The following is a 17,657-nucleotide window of genomic DNA, read 5'->3' on the forward strand; positions in this document are numbered from 1 at the left end:
GATTAATCTTCTTACCCGGTTTTTAACCTTCTCTCTTTCATTAAAATTAGGGGTCTTGAGCCATCCTTTAAAAATTCCACTCTCAATGATAAGATTAGAAACCCTTTTTTCAAGAGGTCTTAGATAGTGAATCTTGATATACCTCTCTGTAGGTTTGCCAAACATCTGAGCAATACAAACTATAAATATGGCTATCTTTTTGTCCCTAAGTTCCAACTTGTGATTATCAAGGAAAGAAATGACACTTTTTAAAGGTCTTTCCCAGTATATGGGTGAACCAATGATAAAAAATTTGGTGGAGCAGACGGGATTTGAACCCGTGGCCTCCTGAGTGCAAATCAGGTGCTCTCCCACTGAGCTACTGCCCCACGCTCTAAAAATTATACCACAAATTTTATATGATACAATTAATTTATGAAGGTTGTTGTAAAGATAGGCACAGCATCTCTCACCAATGAAGAAACTGGTTTCCCAAAACCTGAAATTTTAGGTGAAATCTCAGAGGCATTTTCATACATGATAAAGAAAGACATAAAGCCTGTTCTTGTAACCTCTGGAGCTATAGGCCTTGGATTAAAACCTTTGGGATTTAAAAAGAGACCTAAAACCATTACTCTTAAACAAGCTGCAGCAGCTGTAGGTCAGGGACTTTTAATGCACATATACTCACAATTCTTCTCCCTTCTTGACATAAAAATCGCCCAGATTCTCTTAACAAGGGAAGATATAATAAACAGGGAAAGATACATAAATGCCCAAAGAACTTTTGAAACTTTACTTCAAAAAGGTATTGTTCCCATAGTAAATGAAAATGATGTCGTAGCAGTAGAGGAAATTAAATTTGGTGATAATGATACGCTCTCTGCCATAGTATCAACAATAATTGACGCAGATATGCTAATAATACTGACGACCACTGATGGAGTTTACACTAAGGACCCCACAACACATAAAGATGCAAAGAGAATAAAGGTGGTAAAGGAATTTACTGATGAAATCTTCTCCTATGCAGCGAAAACAAAAACATCTCTTGGAGTAGGAGGAATGGAGACAAAGATAAAAGCAGCAAAGATAGCTACAAGCGTAGGAGTAAAGGTTATAATAGGAAGCGGAAAAAATCCTTATAAGACCATTGTTGGTGCCATAGAAGGAGAAGATGTGGGAACCCTATTCTTACCAAAAAAGAAACATCTTGATTCAAGGAAAAGATGGATACTCTACGGTTTAACTCCAAAGGGTGAGATAATCATTGATGAAGGAGCAAAAGAAGCCATAAAAGATAGAGGCAAGAGTTTACTTGCTGCAGGAATTGTTGATGTAAAGGGAAATTTTATGGCAGGAGAAACTGTGAAAGTGATAGATAGAAAGGGAAATTTCATTGGACAGGGAATTGTTAAATACTCTTCAGAAGTATTAAAAAACATAAAAGGAAAGAAAACAAAGGAGATAGAAAGAATCCTTGGCTTTCTACCCTTTGAAGAGGTTATACATAGGGATGATCTTTCAATAATATAAAGGAGGTTTGTATGGAAGGATTAAACTACAAAGAGAAGAATGTGTGGGAGGTCTACAACGAGAAAGAGATTGAGGAAATCTCTAAAGATTACGTCTTATTTATGTCCAGGGTAAAAACTGAAAGAGAGTTTGTTAAAGAGGCAGAAAAATTACTTAAACAAAAAGGTTTTTCCAATATCGATGAGAAAGGTGTTCAATCAGATAAACTCTACAGGAAATTTAAAGAGAAATCCATTATTATTTTTCTCAAGGGAAAAAGAAGAATAGAAGAGGGTTTCAATCTTATCACAGCACACCTTGACTCACCAAGAATAGACTTAAAGCAAAAACCTCTTTATGAGGAAGGGAAACTTGCCTTCTTTGAAACACACTATTATGGAGGTATAAAGAAGTATCAATGGGCAACTATACCCTTAGTGTTGAGAGGGGTTATTGTAAAGGAAGATGGAAGTATTTTAGAGATTAATACAGAGAATGACGGATATTTCTTTACAATACCTGATCTCCTTCCTCATCTTGGAAGAAAACAGATGGAGAAAAAGGCAAAAGAGGTTATACCTGGAGAGAATCTTAACTTACTCGTGGGTTCAAAACCATTAAAGGACGAAAAGGAAGAAAAGATTAAGAAAAACATCCTAAGCATACTAAATGAACTATATGGAATCAAGGAAGAGGATTTTATTTCAAGTGAACTCTCCTTGGTGCCTGCTGGAGAGGCAAGGGAGGTTGGATTTGACAAGAGTTTCATCCTCTCCTATGGACACGATGACAGGATCTGCTCATACGCTGCTCTTAGAGGAATACTTGACATTGATAAACCGGAGAAATGGGCTATTGTTTATCTTGTAGACAAAGAGGAGATAGGCTCAGAAGGAAATACATCTGCTCAATCCATGTTTTTTGAGGAAACTTTACTTAAATTTGTAAAAGATTACTCTAAACTTTTATCAATATACTTAAAATCCAGTGTTTTATCAGGTGATGTTAACGCAGCATTTGACCCAAACTATAAAGAGGTCTTTGAACCAAAAAATACGGCATTTATAAATCAAGGAGTGGTAATTACAAAATTTACAGGAAGTGGTGGAAAGTATCACTCCAATGATGCAACCGCCGAATATGTTGGAAAGGTAAGAAAACTCTTTAACGAGGAAAAGGTTGTATGGCAAACAGGAGAGTTGGGTAAAGTGGATGAAGGTGGTGGAGGAACAGTAGCTTTGTTCTTCGCAAGAAAAGGAATGGATGTTATAGATTGTGGTCCAGCAGTTCTCTCCATGCATGCTCCTTTTGAGGTTGCATCAAAAGGTGATTTGTACGCAACATTCCATGGATATAGGGTGTTTCTGGAGAAGTTCTAATGGAGATAGGAATAATAGGTCTTCCAAATGCTGGAAAATCCACTCTTTTTAAGGCACTTACTGGAAATGAGGTTAATATAGAGGCATTTCCCTTCTCTACAGTAAACCCCAATATAGGGGTTGTAGCTGTGCCAGATGAAAGGTTAAAAGTTATAGCAGATATTATAAAACCTGATAAGGTCATTCCGGCATTTATTAAATTTTACGACATTGCAGGGCTTGTAAAGGGTGCATCAAAGGGAGAGGGACTTGGAAACAGGTTCCTCTCCGAAATAAGAGCAACATCTGGTATTGTTGAAGTTGTAAGATGTTTCAAAGACGAGAGTATAGCTCATGTGGAGGGAGAAGTTGACCCTGTAAGAGATATAGAAATAGTTCACCTTGAGATAGTTATGTCTGACCTTGAAATAGTGGAAAGAAACCTTGAGAAAATCTCTCATGCATACAAATCTGGGAAAAAGGAATTAAAACATGAGTATGAAGCTTTAAGTTTCGCCAGAGAGACATTGAATAAGGGGAAATGGTTAAGAGAAGAGGAACTCAGAGAGGAATGGATAGATGTTTACAAAAATTATAACCTCCTTACAATAAAACCATTAATAATAGTTGGAAATATTGGAGAAGATGAATTGATAGGTGAAGAAACAGAGGAGATGAAGAGGCTTAAGGAATTTACAAAACTAAAGGGTTATCCACTCATATTTATTTCCTGTAAACTTGAAGCAGAGATAGTAAACATGGATGAAAAAGAGAAAAAAGAGTTTCTCTCTGATATAGGTATTAAAGAAACTGGTTTAGAAAAATTAATAAAAGAATCCTATAAACTACTCGATTTAATAACCTTCTTTACATATGCAAACAATATCCTACAAGCCTGGGCTATAAAAAGAGGCACTTTGGCTCCCCAGGCAGCAGGTAAAATCCATTCAGATATGGAAAAAGGTTTTATAAAGGCAGAAGTTATAAATTTTGAGGATATAAAGAGAGTCAACTCTTTACATCAAGCAAGGGAAAAAGGTCTTATAAAGATAGAAGGTAGAGAATACGTGGTTCAGGACGGAGACATAATATACTTTAAATTTAACGTTTAGTTTTCTTCAGCTTAAGTCTACAGTTTTTACAAATTCCGTAGATTTCAACTATGTAGGAAACAGGGGTAAAATCTTCTCCAGATTTCTTTATACCTAAAAGTTTCATAAATTTCTCTGGTGGAATTCCCTTTATCTCTTCAATCTTTCCACAATCACTACATATAAGATGAATATGCGGTTCATGGGAGAGTTCGTAGCTCATGTGTCTTTTGGAAAATGTGGATTTCTTTACTATTCCAGCTCTCTCAAGAATCTTTAATGTTCTATAAACTGTTGTAAGACTCACACCTTTTTTCTTTAAAGCTCTATATATATCCTCTGCTGAGAGATGTTTTCCCCTGTTCTTCTTTAAAAAGGAAATTATTTCCCTTCTTCCTTTACTCATTCTGTAACCAAGATCGGTTAAGGTCTTTTCTATCATGTTTCCTCCCTCTCCAAATATATAAAGAAAAGTTTTAAAATGTTTAATATTAAAAGATCCCTTATCCTGCTCCTTGTTCCAGAAAGTAAAAACCTTTTGGATAGGATACCCTCCTCCGAATATACAGATGAGTAGACAAGTCCTTTTCTCTTATTCTCAAGCACTGAGGGACCAAGATTCCCTGTGACTGATATACCATAGTAGGAGTTTAGTTTCTCTTTTACCCTTTTAGCCATTTCAATGGACATCTCCTCACTTACAACACCAAACTTTTCAACTATGCTTTTATCCACACCAAGAACATCTATCTTAACCTCTGTCTGATAGGTAACGATACCTCCTTTAAAGAAATCCGAAGAGCCCGGAAGCAGGGAGAGGAAAGAGGAGAGATAACCCCCTGTACACGATTCAGCAGTGGAAAGGGTTCTCTCCCTTGAGATAAGAAAATGCTTTATCTTAAATAAAAGTTCTTTATCAGTCCTTTCTAAAGTATAGGGAAGCAAGTTTTCCTCCAAGTTTTGCATTGTTAAGAAGCAGTGAGATATTTGACTTAAGAGTTCTACCCTCACTTCTCTTGTGTAGCTCAGAGAGTATGTAGGGAGTAACATCCTTACCTCTTATCCCCTCCTTATCAATGTCAGAAAGAATCTCCTTCATAAGACCTTCAAAATATCCTCTGTCTATCTCATCTTCCTCTGGTATAGGATTAACCACTAAAAGGGAGGTGTTTGAAACCTTATCCCATACCTTTATAAAATCCACCAACTCTTCAACAGAATCCACATATGCATCAAGGGAAATATCAGTTTCTCTAAAGTAAAATCCTGGTAGTTTCTTTGTCTTAAACCCAACTACACCAATACCAAGGGTCTCAAGAAGTTCCCATGTCTTCTCTATATCAAGAATTGATTTAAAACCGGATGATACAACAACCACCTTGTACTTACTCATGGCAACAAGATCTGCTGAAATATCTAAGACATTGGGCATACCTCTATGAACCCCTCCTGTTCCACCTGTAACAAAAAACATGAGATTAAACAACCTCATTACAGAAATGGAACCTGAAACAGTAAGCGCTCCACTCTTCTTTTGTGCCAGAAGATAGGGTATATCCCTCATATTTGCTTTAACGATTCCTTTACCTTTTCCAAAGAATTCAAAGTCCTCCTCAGAGAATCCAATAACTATTTTACCCTCCTTGATGCCAAGTGTAAGAGGTATACTACCCCCTTCCCTTACTTTGGACTCCATATCCTTTGCAAGCTTCACATTATCTGGATATGGAAGACCAAAGGTTATTACAGTACTTTCCAGACAAACATGTGGAAAGAAAGGACTCTTAAATTCAGAAGAAAAGGATAAAAAGTTCTTCATAGTTTCTCTCCTTTTTCATATGGTATTCCATCAGCAGCAGGTGGCGTTGCTCTTCCAACAAATCCTGCAAGAACAAGAAGAGTTAGAATATATGGAAGGGCAAGGAAGAACCCTCTTGGTATTATATTCAACACCTGCGGAAATGATGTCTGGATGTAAACCTGAATGACAGAGGCTAAAGTGAAGAAAAGAGCTGCAAAGAATGTACCAATTGGAGTCCATTTTCCAAATATCATTGCAGCAAGAGCTATGAATCCAAGTCCTGCTGGCATGTGATTATCAAATAGATCAAGTTGACCTATGGACATTGAGGCACCTGCAAGGGCGGCAAGAATTCCCGAAGCTATAACTGCAAGATATCTAACAAGATAGACATTTATTCCGAGAGTATCTGCAGCTTTTGGATGTTCACCTACTGCTCTGTGTCTCAAACCCCAAGGTGTGTGGTAAAGGTAGAAATGGATCACAAATGGAAGAATTAGAGCAAGGAGGACAAATATATTTAAAGAGGAGAAGAGTTCACCAACTACAGGTAGTTTTGCCAATGATGGGAAAACTGGCTTATTCATAAAAGATGCAACAGAGGGAGAGTGTCCTGTGGTATTAAAGTATCTCTCAAGGAAGAAGGTCATTCCACCGAGAGCGAAGACATTTATTGCAACTCCAGAAACAATCTGATTCCCCCTTAGGGAAACAGAAATGTATGCATGGAGGAGTCCAACAAGAATACCTATGGCAATGGCAAAAACTATTCCAACCCAGGGATTACCGGCAAGGGGATCCCTTCCCCCAAGTATAGGGTCTATCTTTGTGGATGATATATATGAGCCTAAAACAGCAAAGAATCCCCCCATTCTCATAATTCCCTCAAGGGCTATGTTTGTGACACCGGCATTTTCGCACATAACTCCACCAAGTCCTGCAAGTATGATGGGTGTCCCAAACTGAAGCATTGAAGAGATAAAAGAGACAATAACCTTTGCAACACTCATTCTTAAGCCTCCTTTTTAACCATCTTCTTTTCTCCAATCTTGAACAATAGATACTTTATTCCAACCTGTCCTGCCACAAAGAGGGTCGCTACACCTTGAATTATATCTGCAAAGGTCTTGTGTATTCCAATAAGCTGCATACCGGTAGCTCCTGCCCTTACAAAACCAAAGAAGAGAGAGGATAGAAGAGTTCCTATGGCTGTATTACCTCCTATAAGTGCCATGGTGATTCCATCAAACCCATAACCGGGTCTAAAGACACCTGGATAGTGCCCCTCTGTTCCAAGAATCATACATGCACCACCAATTCCTGAAAGAGCACCAGATATAAACATGGCTATAATCATTGTCTTTGCAGTATTTATCCCGCTATACCTTGCAGCTTCTGGATTCTTACCTGTTGCTTGGATCTCATATCCAAGAACAGTTTTGTTCATTAGAATGTATATAAGTATTACCCCTATTATGGCAATGATTATTGAACCATTAAGTCTTGTTCCATGAAACAGAGGTTTAAGTCTTGATGCCTCTTTGACATAGGGAGTCCCTGCAAGAACTGCCTGTGGATTGTATCTTAAGATGTTGAAGGGACCAACAACTATCCAGTTTTCCACAAGATGTATAGCTATCCAGTTTAACATTATGGTGGTTATAACCTCATGAACTCCCCTTGTTATCTTCAGCCAACCGGCAAAGGCAGCATACAGCCCTGAAATTATGGATACAGCTCCAATTATAATTGGAATGTCAATCCATGGAGATATGTTTAATTTGAATCCAAGATATGCTGCAACTATGGCACCTATTATAAATTGACCCTCAGCGCCTATGTTAAACAATCCCACTCTAAATGCAACTGCCACAGATAGTCCTGTGAGTGTAAGAATTGCACCTTTTAGTAGCCCCTCACCAGCTTGTTTGAGAGAAAAGAACTCCTTTAGAGATGAACCAAAGGCGCCCTGAAACAGAAGTTTGTAAGCAGCCCAAGGACTCTTACCCGTTGCCTTTATCATGAGAGCAGCAACAAGAAATGCAACTATTATGGCGATTATGGGAACAAGAAATTCAGATACTCTCTCCTTCTCCCTGTTCCACCAGTAAAGAATTTCATTCAAAAAATTAAGACTTTTCATGCCTCCACCTCTTTTCTATCATACCTCTTTAAACCAAGCATGAGGAGTCCAAGCTCCTCCTCTGTTGCCTTATCCGCTGGAAGTTCGCCTACAATCTCACCATTAAAGAGCACTGCTATTCTATCAGAAAGCATCATTATCTCATCAAGCTCAAGAGAAATTAAAAGAACAGCTTTCCCTGAATCTCTCTGCTCCACAAGCTTCTTATGGACAAATTCAGTAGCTCCAACATCAAGCCCCCTTGTAGGTTGGGAGGCAACGAGTATATCAGGATCATAGGAAATCTCCCTTGCCACAACTACTTTCTGCTGGTTACCACCTGATAAAGCATCCACTTTGAGATTGGGATTATGCGGTCTTATATCATACTCAAGAACCTTTGCCTTTCCATATTCATTTATATTCTTTTTGTTTAAAAATGATCCCCTTGAAAAGTATGATTCTCTTTGTCTCCCAAGAAAGAGGTTGTAGGATACGGTGAAGGGAAGAATCAAACCTCTCTTCCTTCTATCCTCTGGAATATGGGCAATTCCCTCTCTTCTAAAGAACCACGGATCAAACTCCTTAACCTCTTTACCTCTTATTATTATCCTCCCACTCTTTATAGGTCTTAATCCTGTTAGTGCTTCGACCAATTCCTTCTGACCATTTCCTTCAACCCCAGCAATCCCAAGAATCTCACTTCTTCTTAGTTTAAAAGATATTCCTTTAATGGCAGGAATTCCTTTATCACTCATAACAACAAGGTCTTTTACCTCAAGTATAACCTCCCCTGGTTCCTTCTCTTTTTTTGGCACTTCAAGAACAACATCCCTTCCAACCATTAACCTTGCAAGTTCCCTCTCATCAGTTTCAGAGGCATCTTTAATTCCCATAACTCTTCCGTTTTTAAGCACTGCAATTCTGTCTGCTATGGAAAGGACTTCCTTCAATTTATGGGATATGAATATAACAGTCTTTCCTTTTTTCTTCAAAGTCCTTATGGTTTCAAAAAGCTCCTCTGTCTCCTGAGGAGTTAACACCGCGGTTGGCTCATCAAGAATTAAAATCTCTGCTCCTCTGAATAGAACCTTTAAGATTTCAACCCTCTGCTGAATGCCCACAGGGAGATTCTCTACCTTCTCTTCAGGATCAACCTTTAATCCATACATCTCTGAAATTCTCTTAACCTCTTCTATCGCCCTCTTCCTATCAAGAACAAAACCATTCTTTCTGAACTCCTCACCAAGTATTATATTCTCATAGACTGTGAATTTTGGAATGAGCATGAAGTGCTGATGGACCATACCTATACCCATCTCTATGGCTTTTCTGGGAGAGTGATGCGTTATTTTTTTACCAAATATATAGATCTCACCAGAATCTTGGGTGTAGAGACCATATATTATGTTCATAAGTGTTGTCTTCCCTGCTCCATTCTCTCCGACAATGGCAAAAACCTCTCCCCTCTTTATGCTCAGGGATATGTTGTCATTGGCTAAAACTCCAGGAAACTCCTTTGTAATATTTTTAAGTTCCACTGCATAATCCATATTTACCCTCCAAAGAATATTAAAAAAGGGTGGGAGCAACTCCCACCCACTGATTCTAAGATAAGTTTATGGAATCTGAGGAGGAACGAAGTTATTAAACTCATCTTCTGTAGCTGGAACCTTGAATACTCCATCTGCAATCATCTTTCTGAGCTTCTCAACCTTCTCAAGAACCTCAGGTGGAATCTTATCCTTTGTGTACTTCATTGGTGAGAGACCAACTCCACCTTCCTTAACTCCAAGGGAGACGATTCCCGGTTTGAATGTTCCTTTAAGCACAGACTCTATGGAGAGCCAGACTGCATAGTCAACATGCTTTATCATGGATGTGAGAACTCTTCCCGGTGCAAGATAATCCTGATCTGAGTCAACACCTATGGCATAGTAGCCCTCACCTCTTGCCTGTGCCTCTTTAATTACGCCAAGTCCACATGCACCAGATGCGTGATAGACAATATCTGCACCTGAATCAAACTGCTGTTTTGCAATCTTCTGACCATCATCTGCATTGGTGAAGTTTCCTGTGTATCCAACGAGAACTTCGCAGTCTGGATTTACAGTCTTAACTCCTGCTTTGTATCCATACTCAAACTTATGTATGATAAAGAGGTCCATTCCGCCTACAAATCCAACCTTGTTCTTCTTTGTCATCTGTCCAGCCAATGCACCAACAAGGAATGAACCTTCATTCTCCTTGAATGTGTAGCACACAACATTGGGTGGAGGATTCTCAATAACTCCGTCAATGAGCATGAAGTAGGTATCTGGATAGAGAGGCGCAACCTCTTTAATTGCATCTGTAAGCATGAATCCAACTCCGATTACAAGTTTACATCCCTCATCTGCAAGTCTCTTTAAGTTTGGAACATAGTCCTCATTTGCCTTTGATTCAAGAACCATTGGCTGAATATCAAATTTGTGGATTCTCTTGTCAAGAAGATCTGGTGCCTCCTCTTCAATTATCTTCATATACTCCTCATGGGAGAGAGGTTTGTATCCTTCTCCTGCAATCATCTTTACACCAGCTGCCCAGTTCTCCAATCCACGAAGAGCAGAATCGTTAAAGGATTTATCTCCTCTTCCACCAACATCTGTGACAAGTCCTATCTTCACCTTTGGTGGAACTGTGTATGTGAGGCTTACTGTTCTTGTCTTGCCATCCCATCCTACGAGACATCCCATATTCTCACCGACAAACCTGATTGGAAGCATGGTTCTTCCATTTATTATAATGGGTCTTACATCGTGATTGTCTGGATCAATCCACTTCTCTACTCCATTTACCTTTGCCTTTGGTTTGTCAATCCAGAGTAGTATCTCAGTTGTCTTAAAGTCAATGGTTACCTTTCTCTCTTTTCCATCCCATCCAATTATTCCACCAAGATTCTCAACAATTGCTCTTGCAGGAAGAACTGTTCTTCCCCATTTCTTCACAATAACAGGAACTGTTCCTCTTCCAGGATCAATTTCTTTCTTTTCTCCATTAACATACATATAGGGTGAACCAATCTGGAATTTTATGATGATGGTCTCTGCATTTGTAAGCGCTACTGCATTTTGTTTTGGCAAAATCACAAATCCACTCATAACAATAAGCGCCAAAACAATCAATCCTGACAATAATTTTTTCATTCTTCCCTACCTCCTTTCAATGTTTTTAAAATTTGGTTTTTGACTTCTTACCACCTCCTTTTAATGAAATTATAGCATAATTTTTGAGGAGTAAACTATGTTGGCAATTTTCATAATGTGATCACCAATTCTCTCAAGATTACTTACCACATCAAGATAGATTATTCCAGCTTCACTGGAGCATATTCCCTTATTTAACCTATCTATGTGATGCTCCCTCATTATCTCCTCAAGTTCATCAATGAGTTCTTCATTCTCCTTTATCTTTTTGTAAACTTCATCGTTTAAATTGAATAGATTTTTCATAATAAGTTCGTAGCTTTCACAAATAGTATCACACATCCTTAAAAGTTCCTTATACGCGTACCGCGAATAGGTTATGTGGTCCTCAAGTCTTTGAAGTTCTATTTGTGATGTATTGAAGATAATATCTCCTATTCTTTCAAGCTGGGAAGATATAATGAGCATCTGTGGGACAAGAAATGCCTCTCTCTCAGGTAAATCAAGAGCAGCAATAAGAGGAACATATTTTGAAATTTCTCTATTTATAAAGTTTATGGTATTCTCTCTTGTTTCAATTTCTTTGATTATCCTTTTATTCTTTGTAAAGATCATCTCTTTAAGCGCCATAAGATTTTTATAGACTATTTCAGAGAGTCTCTGCGTCTCCTTTCTTAAAGAAGAAAAGGCAAGGAGTGGACTTTTAAGCATACTCTTTGTAAGGTACTGGACTCCTGTTTCAACAACAATTTCCTTCCCTGGAACAAGCCTTTTAACAAAATCAACAAATAGTTTAATAAATGGAAGAAAAATTAGTGTATTTATAATATTAAAAAGGGTATGGGAATTAGCAATTTGCCTTACAGTATCTCCCCCAAGACTTCTTATAAAGTTGATATAAGGATGGAGAATTATAAGAAAAATTATGGCACCAACGATGTTAAAGATGAGGTGTGATACAGCAGCTCTCTTTGCAGAAACTGTTGTTCCTATGCTTGCTATCATTGCAGTAACAGTGGTTCCAATATTTGCACCAATAACAAGGGGAAAGGCAGATGAAATATCCAGCAGTCCTTTCATTGCAAGAGCTTGAACAATACCTATACTTACACTACTACTCTGTTCAATAGCGGTGAAAACTGCACTGACAAGGACTCCTAATATAGGAATTTTTCCAAACTTTACAAACAATTCCCTTACTGCCTGAGAATGTTTTAAGGGCTCTACACTTCCCGCCATTATCTCAATTCCTATAAATATAAGTCCAAAACCCATTATAGAGAGTCCCAGATATTTTATCTTCCTTTTAAATGGAAGGAAGTAGAGGAGAAAACCCAATGCAAAGAATGGAATTCCGTATTTAGTTATCTTGAGAGCTATTATCTGTGCTGTAACTGTGGTACCAATATTTGCACCAAATATCACACCCACAGCTTGTGGTAGCGTCATCATGCCTGAGTTCACAAGACTGATAACCATAACTGTGGTGGCTGAACTTGACTGGATAACTGCTGTGACAAGAAAACCTATAAATACAGCAATAACCGGATTTGAAGTAGCCTTTTCAAGAAATATCCTTAAATTTTCAGATGCTGCCTTTTGAATACCATCACTTGCAAGATGAATACCATAAATAAAAAGAGCAATGCCGCCAACTAACTCAAGAATAATATTAGCGATCAAAAGTCACCTCCTTAAAGAAACTTTAAGTGCCTCCTCCACTCTGTCAATCAGGATAAACTTCAAATCGTTCTTTATTCTCTTAGAGATTTTATAAAGATCATTCTCATTCTCTTTTGGAATTATTACTCTTTTAATACCAGCTCTATGTGCGGCAAGAACTTTTATCTTTATTCCACCAACTGGTAAAACCTTCCCCCTTAAAGTTATTTCCCCGGTCATGGCAACTTCCTTCTTTACTGGAATTCCTGTAAGAGCAGAAACCATTGCACTAACAATTGCAACTCCTGCAGAAGGACCATCCTTTGGAACTGCTCCTTCAGGTACATGAACATGTATATCACATCTCTTATAGAAATCTTTATCCTTTATGTTAAATTCATCCATATGTGCTCTCACATAGGAGAGAGCTGCTTGAGCAGATTCTTTCATAACATCTCCAAGTTGACCTGTAAGTATAAGTTTACCGCTGCCCTTCATCACAAGTACCTCAATCTTTGTTATATCTCCACCAAAGGGTGTCCAAGCAAGTCCTGTAGCAACACCAACCTCGTCTTTTTCCTCCTTTATTCCAAATCTGTATATAGGAAATTCAAGATAGTCTTTTAGATTTCGCACTGTAATGCGGACACCATTGAATTTGTTGCCATTAGAAACCTTTTCTTTTGCTACCTTTCTTAATACTTTAGCTATTTTTCTCTCAAGTTCTCTAAGACCTGCCTCCCTTGTATACTCTCTTATAATTTTCAAGTAGGCACCATCACTTATCTTTACATCCTTCTCAGTAAGTCCATTGTATTTTAACTGCTTTGGGAATAGATATCTCTTTGCAATTTCAAGTTTCTCATCCTCTGTATAGCCAGGAAGATAAATCACCTCCATCCTGTCAAGAAGTGGGGGAGGTATGGTGTGAGTTACATTTCCAGTTGTTATGAATAAAACATCAGATAGATCAAAGGGAACTTCAATGTAGTGGTCTGAGAAGTGATGATTCTGATCTGGATCCAGAGCTTCAAGCAAAGCAGCTGATGGATCTCCTCTAAAATCAACTCCAATTTTATCTATTTCATCGAGGAGAAAAACTGGATTTTTTGTTCCAGCATCTCTTATCCCCTGAATTATCCTCCCCGGCATTGCACCTACATATGTCCTTCTGTGTCCTCTAATCTCAGCTTCATCTCTTATACCACCGAGGGAAACATGTACAAATTTCCTTCCAAGTGCTCTTGCAATGGATCTTCCAAGAGAGGTCTTCCCCACACCTGGAGGACCTATAAAACATAGGATTGGTGATCTTGGTTTCTTTGTAAGCTTCCTCACAGCAAGGTATTCAAGTATTCTCTCCTTTATATCCTGTAAACCATAGTGATCCTCGTCCAGTACATTCTTTGCAGATTTAATATCCATCTTATCCTTTGTCTCTTTATCCCATGGGAGAGAGATAAGCCAATCAAGGTAGTTTCTTATAACTGCAGCTTCCATAGCCATGGGCGGCATCTTTGCAAGTCTCTTAAGTTCCTGATCAATCTTCTCCATAACATATTGAGGAAGTTTTCTCTTCTTTATCTTTTCCTTGTACTCCTTTATCTCTTCAGAGAATTCCTCAGTTTCACCCAGTTCTCTCTTTATAGCCTTTAACTGCTCTCTTAGGAAGTACTCCCTCTGAGATTTATCCACCTGTGTTTTTACCTTCTCTTCAATTTCGTGAGAGATCTTTAAAAGTTCAACTTCCTTTGCAAGTATCTTTGCAAGAACTTCAAGCCTCTCCTGAACATCAAAAATCTCGAGGATCTTCTGCTTCTCTGGAATTGAAATTGTAAGATTGGCTGCTATAACATCTGCAAGTTTTGAAGGATTTTGTGTATCCTGAAGTACAGAAAGGGTATCAATGGGAATCTTTTTTCCAAGCCTTATATACTCACTGAATAGATCTGAAAGTACCCTTGTAAGCGCCTCCAATCGTGGTGTAATCTGGATCTTCTCCCTTACTTCTTCAATATCAACTTCAAAAAAAGGCTCAGTCTTTACAAACTTCTTTACCTTTACCCTCCTTAAGGCTTCAACAATGATCCTTTCAGTTCCATCTGGAAGTTTTGCATGCTGGAGTATCCTTGCAAGCACTCCCACTTGATAAAGTTCATCAGGTTTTGGATCCTCAATCTCTTCCTCCTTCTGGGTTAAAAGCACAAGAAGATTATCACTTTTAACAGCTTCATTTACTGCAAGAAGTGATTTGTTTCTACCAACAAAAATTGGAAGTATCATGTATGGAAGAACAACCACATTTCTTAAAGGAAGAAGCGGATAGATTGTACTTTTCATGTTAACCTCTCTTTTTAAAAACTTCATCTACAATGCCATACTCCTTTGCCTCCTGGGCAGTCATATAGTAATCCCTATCTGTATCCTTCTCTATTTTCTCCATTGGCTGGCCAGTATGATGGGAGAGAATCTCATTTATTGTGCTCTTTATCCTCATTATTTCTCTTGCAACAATCTCAATATCCTTTGCCTGCCCCTGAACTCCTCCCCATGGTTGATGAATTAAAATCCTTGAGTTTGGTAAAGCGTATCTCTTTCCCTTCTCTCCTGCAGCAAGAAGTACTGCAGCCATACTTGCAGCCTGTCCAATACATATGGTGGAAACAGGAGATTTTATAAATTGCATGGTATCATAGATTGCTAAACCTGCGGTGACACTGCCTCCAGGGCTATTTATGTAGAGATTTATCATTCTATCTGGATCCTCAGCTTCAAGAAATAGAAGTTCAGCTATTATGGCATTCGCCACTGCATCATTTATCTCGGTACCTAAGAAAATTATTCTATCCTTGAGAAGCCTTGAGTAGATATCATAACTTCTCTCTCCATAAGGAGTTTTTTCTATAACCCATGGAACTACCTGATTGTATTCTTTTTTCATTTTACACCTCTCTTATTTAAAATCTCTATAACTTCCTCATCCTTCACTTCAGAGAAATCTTCATAAAATTGACCTACTGCAAAGAAGATTTCAGGAATAAGGAGTGAAACAAAAATATCAACTTCTTTCTCTATCCTCTCCTTTGCATCAATACTTGACACAGGGACAGCACAGACAATTTTGTCTGGTTTCTTTTTCCTCAAGGCAATTATTGAAACAAGCATAGTTTCCCCTGTGGCAAGTCCATCATCAACAACAATAGCAGTCTTTCCTTTAAGGGATGGAAGGCTCTTTCCTCCTCTAAATTTTTCTATCTTCTTCTTCAGTAATTTTCTTCTATTTTCTAAAATATCTCTATCTAAGGAAACCTCCTCTCTTATTGAAACTACCCCTTCCTCAGATATAGCTCCTATGGCATATTCAGAATTCATTGGATGTGGAATCTTTGAGGAGACAATGACATCTAAAGGGCAATTTAAAACTTTTGAAACCTCATCAGCAACGATAACTCCTCCCCTTGGAATTCCAAAAACAATGGGATTTTTAAGTTCATATCCAAGTAATTTTTCTCCGAGGAGTCTTCCAGCTTCTCTTCTACTTCTGAACCTCACTTTTTCCCTTTGCTATTTTCTGGGAAGAGGGAATAACCTTTTGTTTCTCAATCATATTGCATTTTCCGTCAAGTATGCCCCCTTCTTCAATGGCGATCTTCGGTGTCTCCACATCGCCTTCAATCTTTCCTGTGTTTAGAATCTCAACTCTTTCCTTTGCATGAACATTTCCAATAACTGCCCCCATGACTACAAGAGTTGAAGCTTTGACCTCTGCTTCCACATCTCCTTTTTCACCAACAGTTACTGTGCCTTTGCAGTCTATCTCTCCCTTAACCTTCCCATCAATTCTTAGATTTCCTTGAGCAACTATCTTTCCATCAACTGAAGTTCCTTCTCCAATATAGGATTGCCCACTCTCTCCTTGAAATTCATGCTTCGCTGTTTTACCAAAAGGCATCTATACCTCCTTTTACCTTGGAGCGGGCAACGGGATTCGAACCCGCGGCCCTCAGCTTGGGAAGCTGATGCTCTACCCCTGAGCTATGCCCGCTCAAATACATTATATCATTTTATCTAATATCTATACAAATCAACTACACTACCGTTAGCATCCATTAGATAAACTGTATCATGGTCATTGTTCCATACTGGAGTTTTATGATCCCAATAAAATTTATTGTTTCCTGTAAAACCTTTACCGGTATAAATCACCACCTCTCCTTCTCCATCAATGTATGAACCTTCAGGGAATATAAAAACATTGTGGGATTCATCTTTAATTCTAAAATTTGAGAGATTCATGCCCTCTTTGGATATGTTCTTCAAAACAACATATTCACCATTTAAATTTTCCTCATCTCTCCCCTCTGCATTATAATTAATCCTTTCAATTCTCACTGGATACTTGTGAAAATCCTTCCATAACCCTATCCTATTCTCTCTTGCCTCTCTCTCAGCCTCCAAGAGTAAATTTCTGTGTGCTTTATTGTATCTATCCCTGTAAATAAGAGCAACACCTCTTCTTAAAAGTTCATAGTTAACGAATGTATCACCCACAAAGATATAGGCAAGGAGTCTTTTGTATTGATCTCTCTCTTCCCTGTCAAACTCTAACTCTACCTCTTTTCCAAGAACCAGCTTTCTGTTTTCTCTCTTTGCCTCCATATAAAAGGGCTCACCCATCTCAGGAGCATTTATCCCTATATATCTTACCTTCTCCCCTGTAGATATGATTACAGTATCTCCGTCTATGACCTTTACAACTGAAACGGTTTTGGGTGAGCAAGAGATGAGAATGAGAAAAAGGATTATAAAGAAAAATATAGCTCTTTTATTCATTATCAAACAGTTTCTCTTTAAAAAACTCTATTTCATCCTCTGTAAGTCTATTCTCTCCACATCTCTTTTTTAAATGGAGAATATCATCCCTTATATCAAAAACAACCCTTC

17 protein-coding genes and 2 tRNA genes are annotated in these 17,657 nt (G+C 38.2%); 3 read left to right on the forward strand and 16 right to left on the reverse strand.

The features are described 5' to 3' along the window. Together J7J33_00485 and J7J33_00490 are read right to left on the reverse strand one after the other, a co-directional pair. Positions 1 to 342, reverse strand: a 342-nt coding sequence (locus J7J33_00485) for a hypothetical protein (protein MCD6167773.1), incomplete at its 3' end; no start/stop codon positions are given. Further along, positions 294 to 368, reverse strand: a tRNA-Ala gene (locus J7J33_00490). The genes J7J33_00490 and J7J33_00485, both read right to left, overlap by 49 nt. A 46-nt stretch (positions 369 to 414) precedes the next feature. Between J7J33_00490 and proB the strand changes: the two genes are divergently transcribed. From proB to ychF, 3 genes are read left to right on the forward strand one after another with little or no spacing between them, the layout of a single operon-like run. Beyond that, the gene (gene proB / locus J7J33_00495; GenBank protein MCD6167774.1) at positions 415 to 1,515 is read left to right on the forward strand and encodes a glutamate 5-kinase; all 1,101 of its coding nucleotides are present in this window, start codon (positions 415 to 417) and stop codon (positions 1,513 to 1,515) included. 11 nt (positions 1,516 to 1,526) lie between these two features. Continuing rightward, complete coding sequence (locus J7J33_00500; protein MCD6167775.1) at positions 1,527 to 2,873, forward strand: aminopeptidase; 1,347 nt, start codon at positions 1,527 to 1,529, stop codon at positions 2,871 to 2,873. Beyond that, positions 2,873 to 3,964, forward strand: coding sequence for a redox-regulated ATPase YchF (ychF, locus tag J7J33_00505; protein ID MCD6167776.1), 1,092 nt, complete (start codon positions 2,873 to 2,875; stop codon positions 3,962 to 3,964). Before J7J33_00500 ends, ychF begins: the two co-directional genes overlap by 1 nt. Here ychF and J7J33_00510 read toward each other — a convergent pair. The 14 genes from J7J33_00510 to J7J33_00575 all read right to left on the reverse strand — a co-directional run bounded on the left by J7J33_00510 (position 3,954) and on the right by J7J33_00575 (position 17,546). Continuing rightward, positions 3,954 to 4,385: a transcriptional repressor gene (locus J7J33_00510; protein ID MCD6167777.1), complete on the reverse strand. Its 432-nt coding sequence runs from the start codon at positions 4,383 to 4,385 to the stop codon at positions 3,954 to 3,956. The genes ychF and J7J33_00510 overlap by 11 nt on opposite strands. After that, a complete protein-coding gene (locus J7J33_00515) occupies positions 4,382 to 4,888 on the reverse strand; it encodes a CinA family protein (GenBank protein MCD6167778.1) in 507 nt (168 codons plus the stop codon). The genes J7J33_00510 and J7J33_00515 overlap by 4 nt, the downstream gene beginning before the upstream one ends. Then, the gene (locus J7J33_00520; protein ID MCD6167779.1) at positions 4,860 to 5,762 is read right to left on the reverse strand and encodes a pseudouridine-5'-phosphate glycosidase; all 903 of its coding nucleotides are present in this window, start codon (positions 5,760 to 5,762) and stop codon (positions 4,860 to 4,862) included. The genes J7J33_00515 and J7J33_00520 overlap by 29 nt, the downstream gene beginning before the upstream one ends. Further along, entirely contained in the window at positions 5,759 to 6,754 is a 996-nt protein-coding gene (locus tag J7J33_00525) for an ABC transporter permease (protein MCD6167780.1), read from the reverse strand. Before J7J33_00525 ends, J7J33_00520 begins: the two co-directional genes overlap by 4 nt. A 2-nt stretch (positions 6,755 to 6,756) precedes the next feature. Then, a complete protein-coding gene (locus J7J33_00530; protein ID MCD6167781.1) occupies positions 6,757 to 7,887 on the reverse strand; it encodes an ABC transporter permease in 1,131 nt (376 codons plus the stop codon). After that, a complete protein-coding gene (locus tag J7J33_00535) occupies positions 7,884 to 9,419 on the reverse strand; it encodes an ABC transporter ATP-binding protein (protein ID MCD6167782.1) in 1,536 nt (511 codons plus the stop codon). The genes J7J33_00530 and J7J33_00535 overlap by 4 nt, the downstream gene beginning before the upstream one ends. 66 nt (positions 9,420 to 9,485) lie before the next feature. After that, a complete protein-coding gene (locus J7J33_00540) occupies positions 9,486 to 11,051 on the reverse strand; it encodes a BMP family ABC transporter substrate-binding protein (protein MCD6167783.1) in 1,566 nt (521 codons plus the stop codon). A 69-nt stretch (positions 11,052 to 11,120) separates the two neighbouring features. Next, the gene (locus J7J33_00545; protein ID MCD6167784.1) at positions 11,121 to 12,734 is read right to left on the reverse strand and encodes a Na/Pi cotransporter family protein; all 1,614 of its coding nucleotides are present in this window, start codon (positions 12,732 to 12,734) and stop codon (positions 11,121 to 11,123) included. 3 nt (positions 12,735 to 12,737) lie between these two features. Continuing rightward, positions 12,738 to 15,053: an endopeptidase La gene (gene lon, locus J7J33_00550; protein MCD6167785.1), complete on the reverse strand. Its 2,316-nt coding sequence runs from the start codon at positions 15,051 to 15,053 to the stop codon at positions 12,738 to 12,740. Between the two features lies 1 nt (position 15,054). Continuing rightward, positions 15,055 to 15,654 carry an ATP-dependent Clp endopeptidase proteolytic subunit ClpP gene (gene clpP / locus J7J33_00555; protein ID MCD6167786.1) on the reverse strand — a complete coding sequence of 200 codons (600 nt, stop codon included), beginning with the start codon at positions 15,652 to 15,654 and terminating at the stop codon, positions 15,055 to 15,057. After that, on the reverse strand, positions 15,651 to 16,265 hold the full coding sequence (locus tag J7J33_00560) for a phosphoribosyltransferase (GenBank protein ID MCD6167787.1): 615 nt from the start codon (positions 16,263 to 16,265) through the stop codon (positions 15,651 to 15,653). The genes clpP and J7J33_00560 overlap by 4 nt, the downstream gene beginning before the upstream one ends. Continuing rightward, on the reverse strand, positions 16,249 to 16,665 hold the full coding sequence (locus J7J33_00565; GenBank protein ID MCD6167788.1) for a polymer-forming cytoskeletal protein: 417 nt from the start codon (positions 16,663 to 16,665) through the stop codon (positions 16,249 to 16,251). Before J7J33_00565 ends, J7J33_00560 begins: the two co-directional genes overlap by 17 nt. A gap of 18 nt (positions 16,666 to 16,683) precedes the next feature. Then, a tRNA-Gly gene (locus J7J33_00570) sits at positions 16,684 to 16,758 on the reverse strand. Positions 16,759 to 16,781: 23 nt separating this feature from the next. Further along, positions 16,782 to 17,546 (reverse strand): thermonuclease family protein, encoded by a 765-nt coding sequence (locus J7J33_00575; GenBank protein MCD6167789.1) that lies wholly within the window; start codon positions 17,544 to 17,546, stop codon positions 16,782 to 16,784. Between the last annotated feature and the right edge of the window lie 111 nt (positions 17,547 to 17,657).

It is taken from the genome of Caldisericia bacterium (assembly GCA_021158845.1).
In the GTDB taxonomy this organism is placed as follows: Bacteria; Caldisericota; Caldisericia; order B22-G15; family B22-G15; genus B22-G15.

What these genes read in the sequence shown, in the direction of transcription:
- proB (MCD6167774.1), top strand. Translation starts at nt 415, where the DNA reads ATGAAGGTTGTTGTAAAGATAGGCACAGCATCTCTCACCAATGAAGAA.
- J7J33_00500 (MCD6167775.1), top strand. Translation starts at nt 1,527, where the DNA reads ATGGAAGGATTAAACTACAAAGAGAAGAATGTGTGGGAGGTCTACAAC.
- ychF (MCD6167776.1), top strand. Translation starts at nt 2,873, where the DNA reads ATGGAGATAGGAATAATAGGTCTTCCAAATGCTGGAAAATCCACTCTT.
- J7J33_00510 (MCD6167777.1), bottom strand. Translation starts at nt 4,385, where the DNA reads ATGATAGAAAAGACCTTAACCGATCTTGGTTACAGAATGAGTAAAGGA.
- J7J33_00520 (MCD6167779.1), bottom strand. Translation starts at nt 5,762, where the DNA reads ATGAAGAACTTTTTATCCTTTTCTTCTGAATTTAAGAGTCCTTTCTTT.
- J7J33_00525 (MCD6167780.1), bottom strand. Translation starts at nt 6,754, where the DNA reads ATGAGTGTTGCAAAGGTTATTGTCTCTTTTATCTCTTCAATGCTTCAG.
- J7J33_00530 (MCD6167781.1), bottom strand. Translation starts at nt 7,887, where the DNA reads ATGAAAAGTCTTAATTTTTTGAATGAAATTCTTTACTGGTGGAACAGG.
- J7J33_00535 (MCD6167782.1), bottom strand. Translation starts at nt 9,419, where the DNA reads ATGGATTATGCAGTGGAACTTAAAAATATTACAAAGGAGTTTCCTGGA.
- J7J33_00540 (MCD6167783.1), bottom strand. Translation starts at nt 11,051, where the DNA reads ATGAAAAAATTATTGTCAGGATTGATTGTTTTGGCGCTTATTGTTATG.
- lon (MCD6167785.1), bottom strand. Translation starts at nt 15,053, where the DNA reads ATGAAAAGTACAATCTATCCGCTTCTTCCTTTAAGAAATGTGGTTGTT.
- clpP (MCD6167786.1), bottom strand. Translation starts at nt 15,654, where the DNA reads ATGAAAAAAGAATACAATCAGGTAGTTCCATGGGTTATAGAAAAAACT.
- J7J33_00565 (MCD6167788.1), bottom strand. Translation starts at nt 16,665, where the DNA reads ATGCCTTTTGGTAAAACAGCGAAGCATGAATTTCAAGGAGAGAGTGGG.
- J7J33_00575 (MCD6167789.1), bottom strand. Translation starts at nt 17,546, where the DNA reads ATGAATAAAAGAGCTATATTTTTCTTTATAATCCTTTTTCTCATTCTC.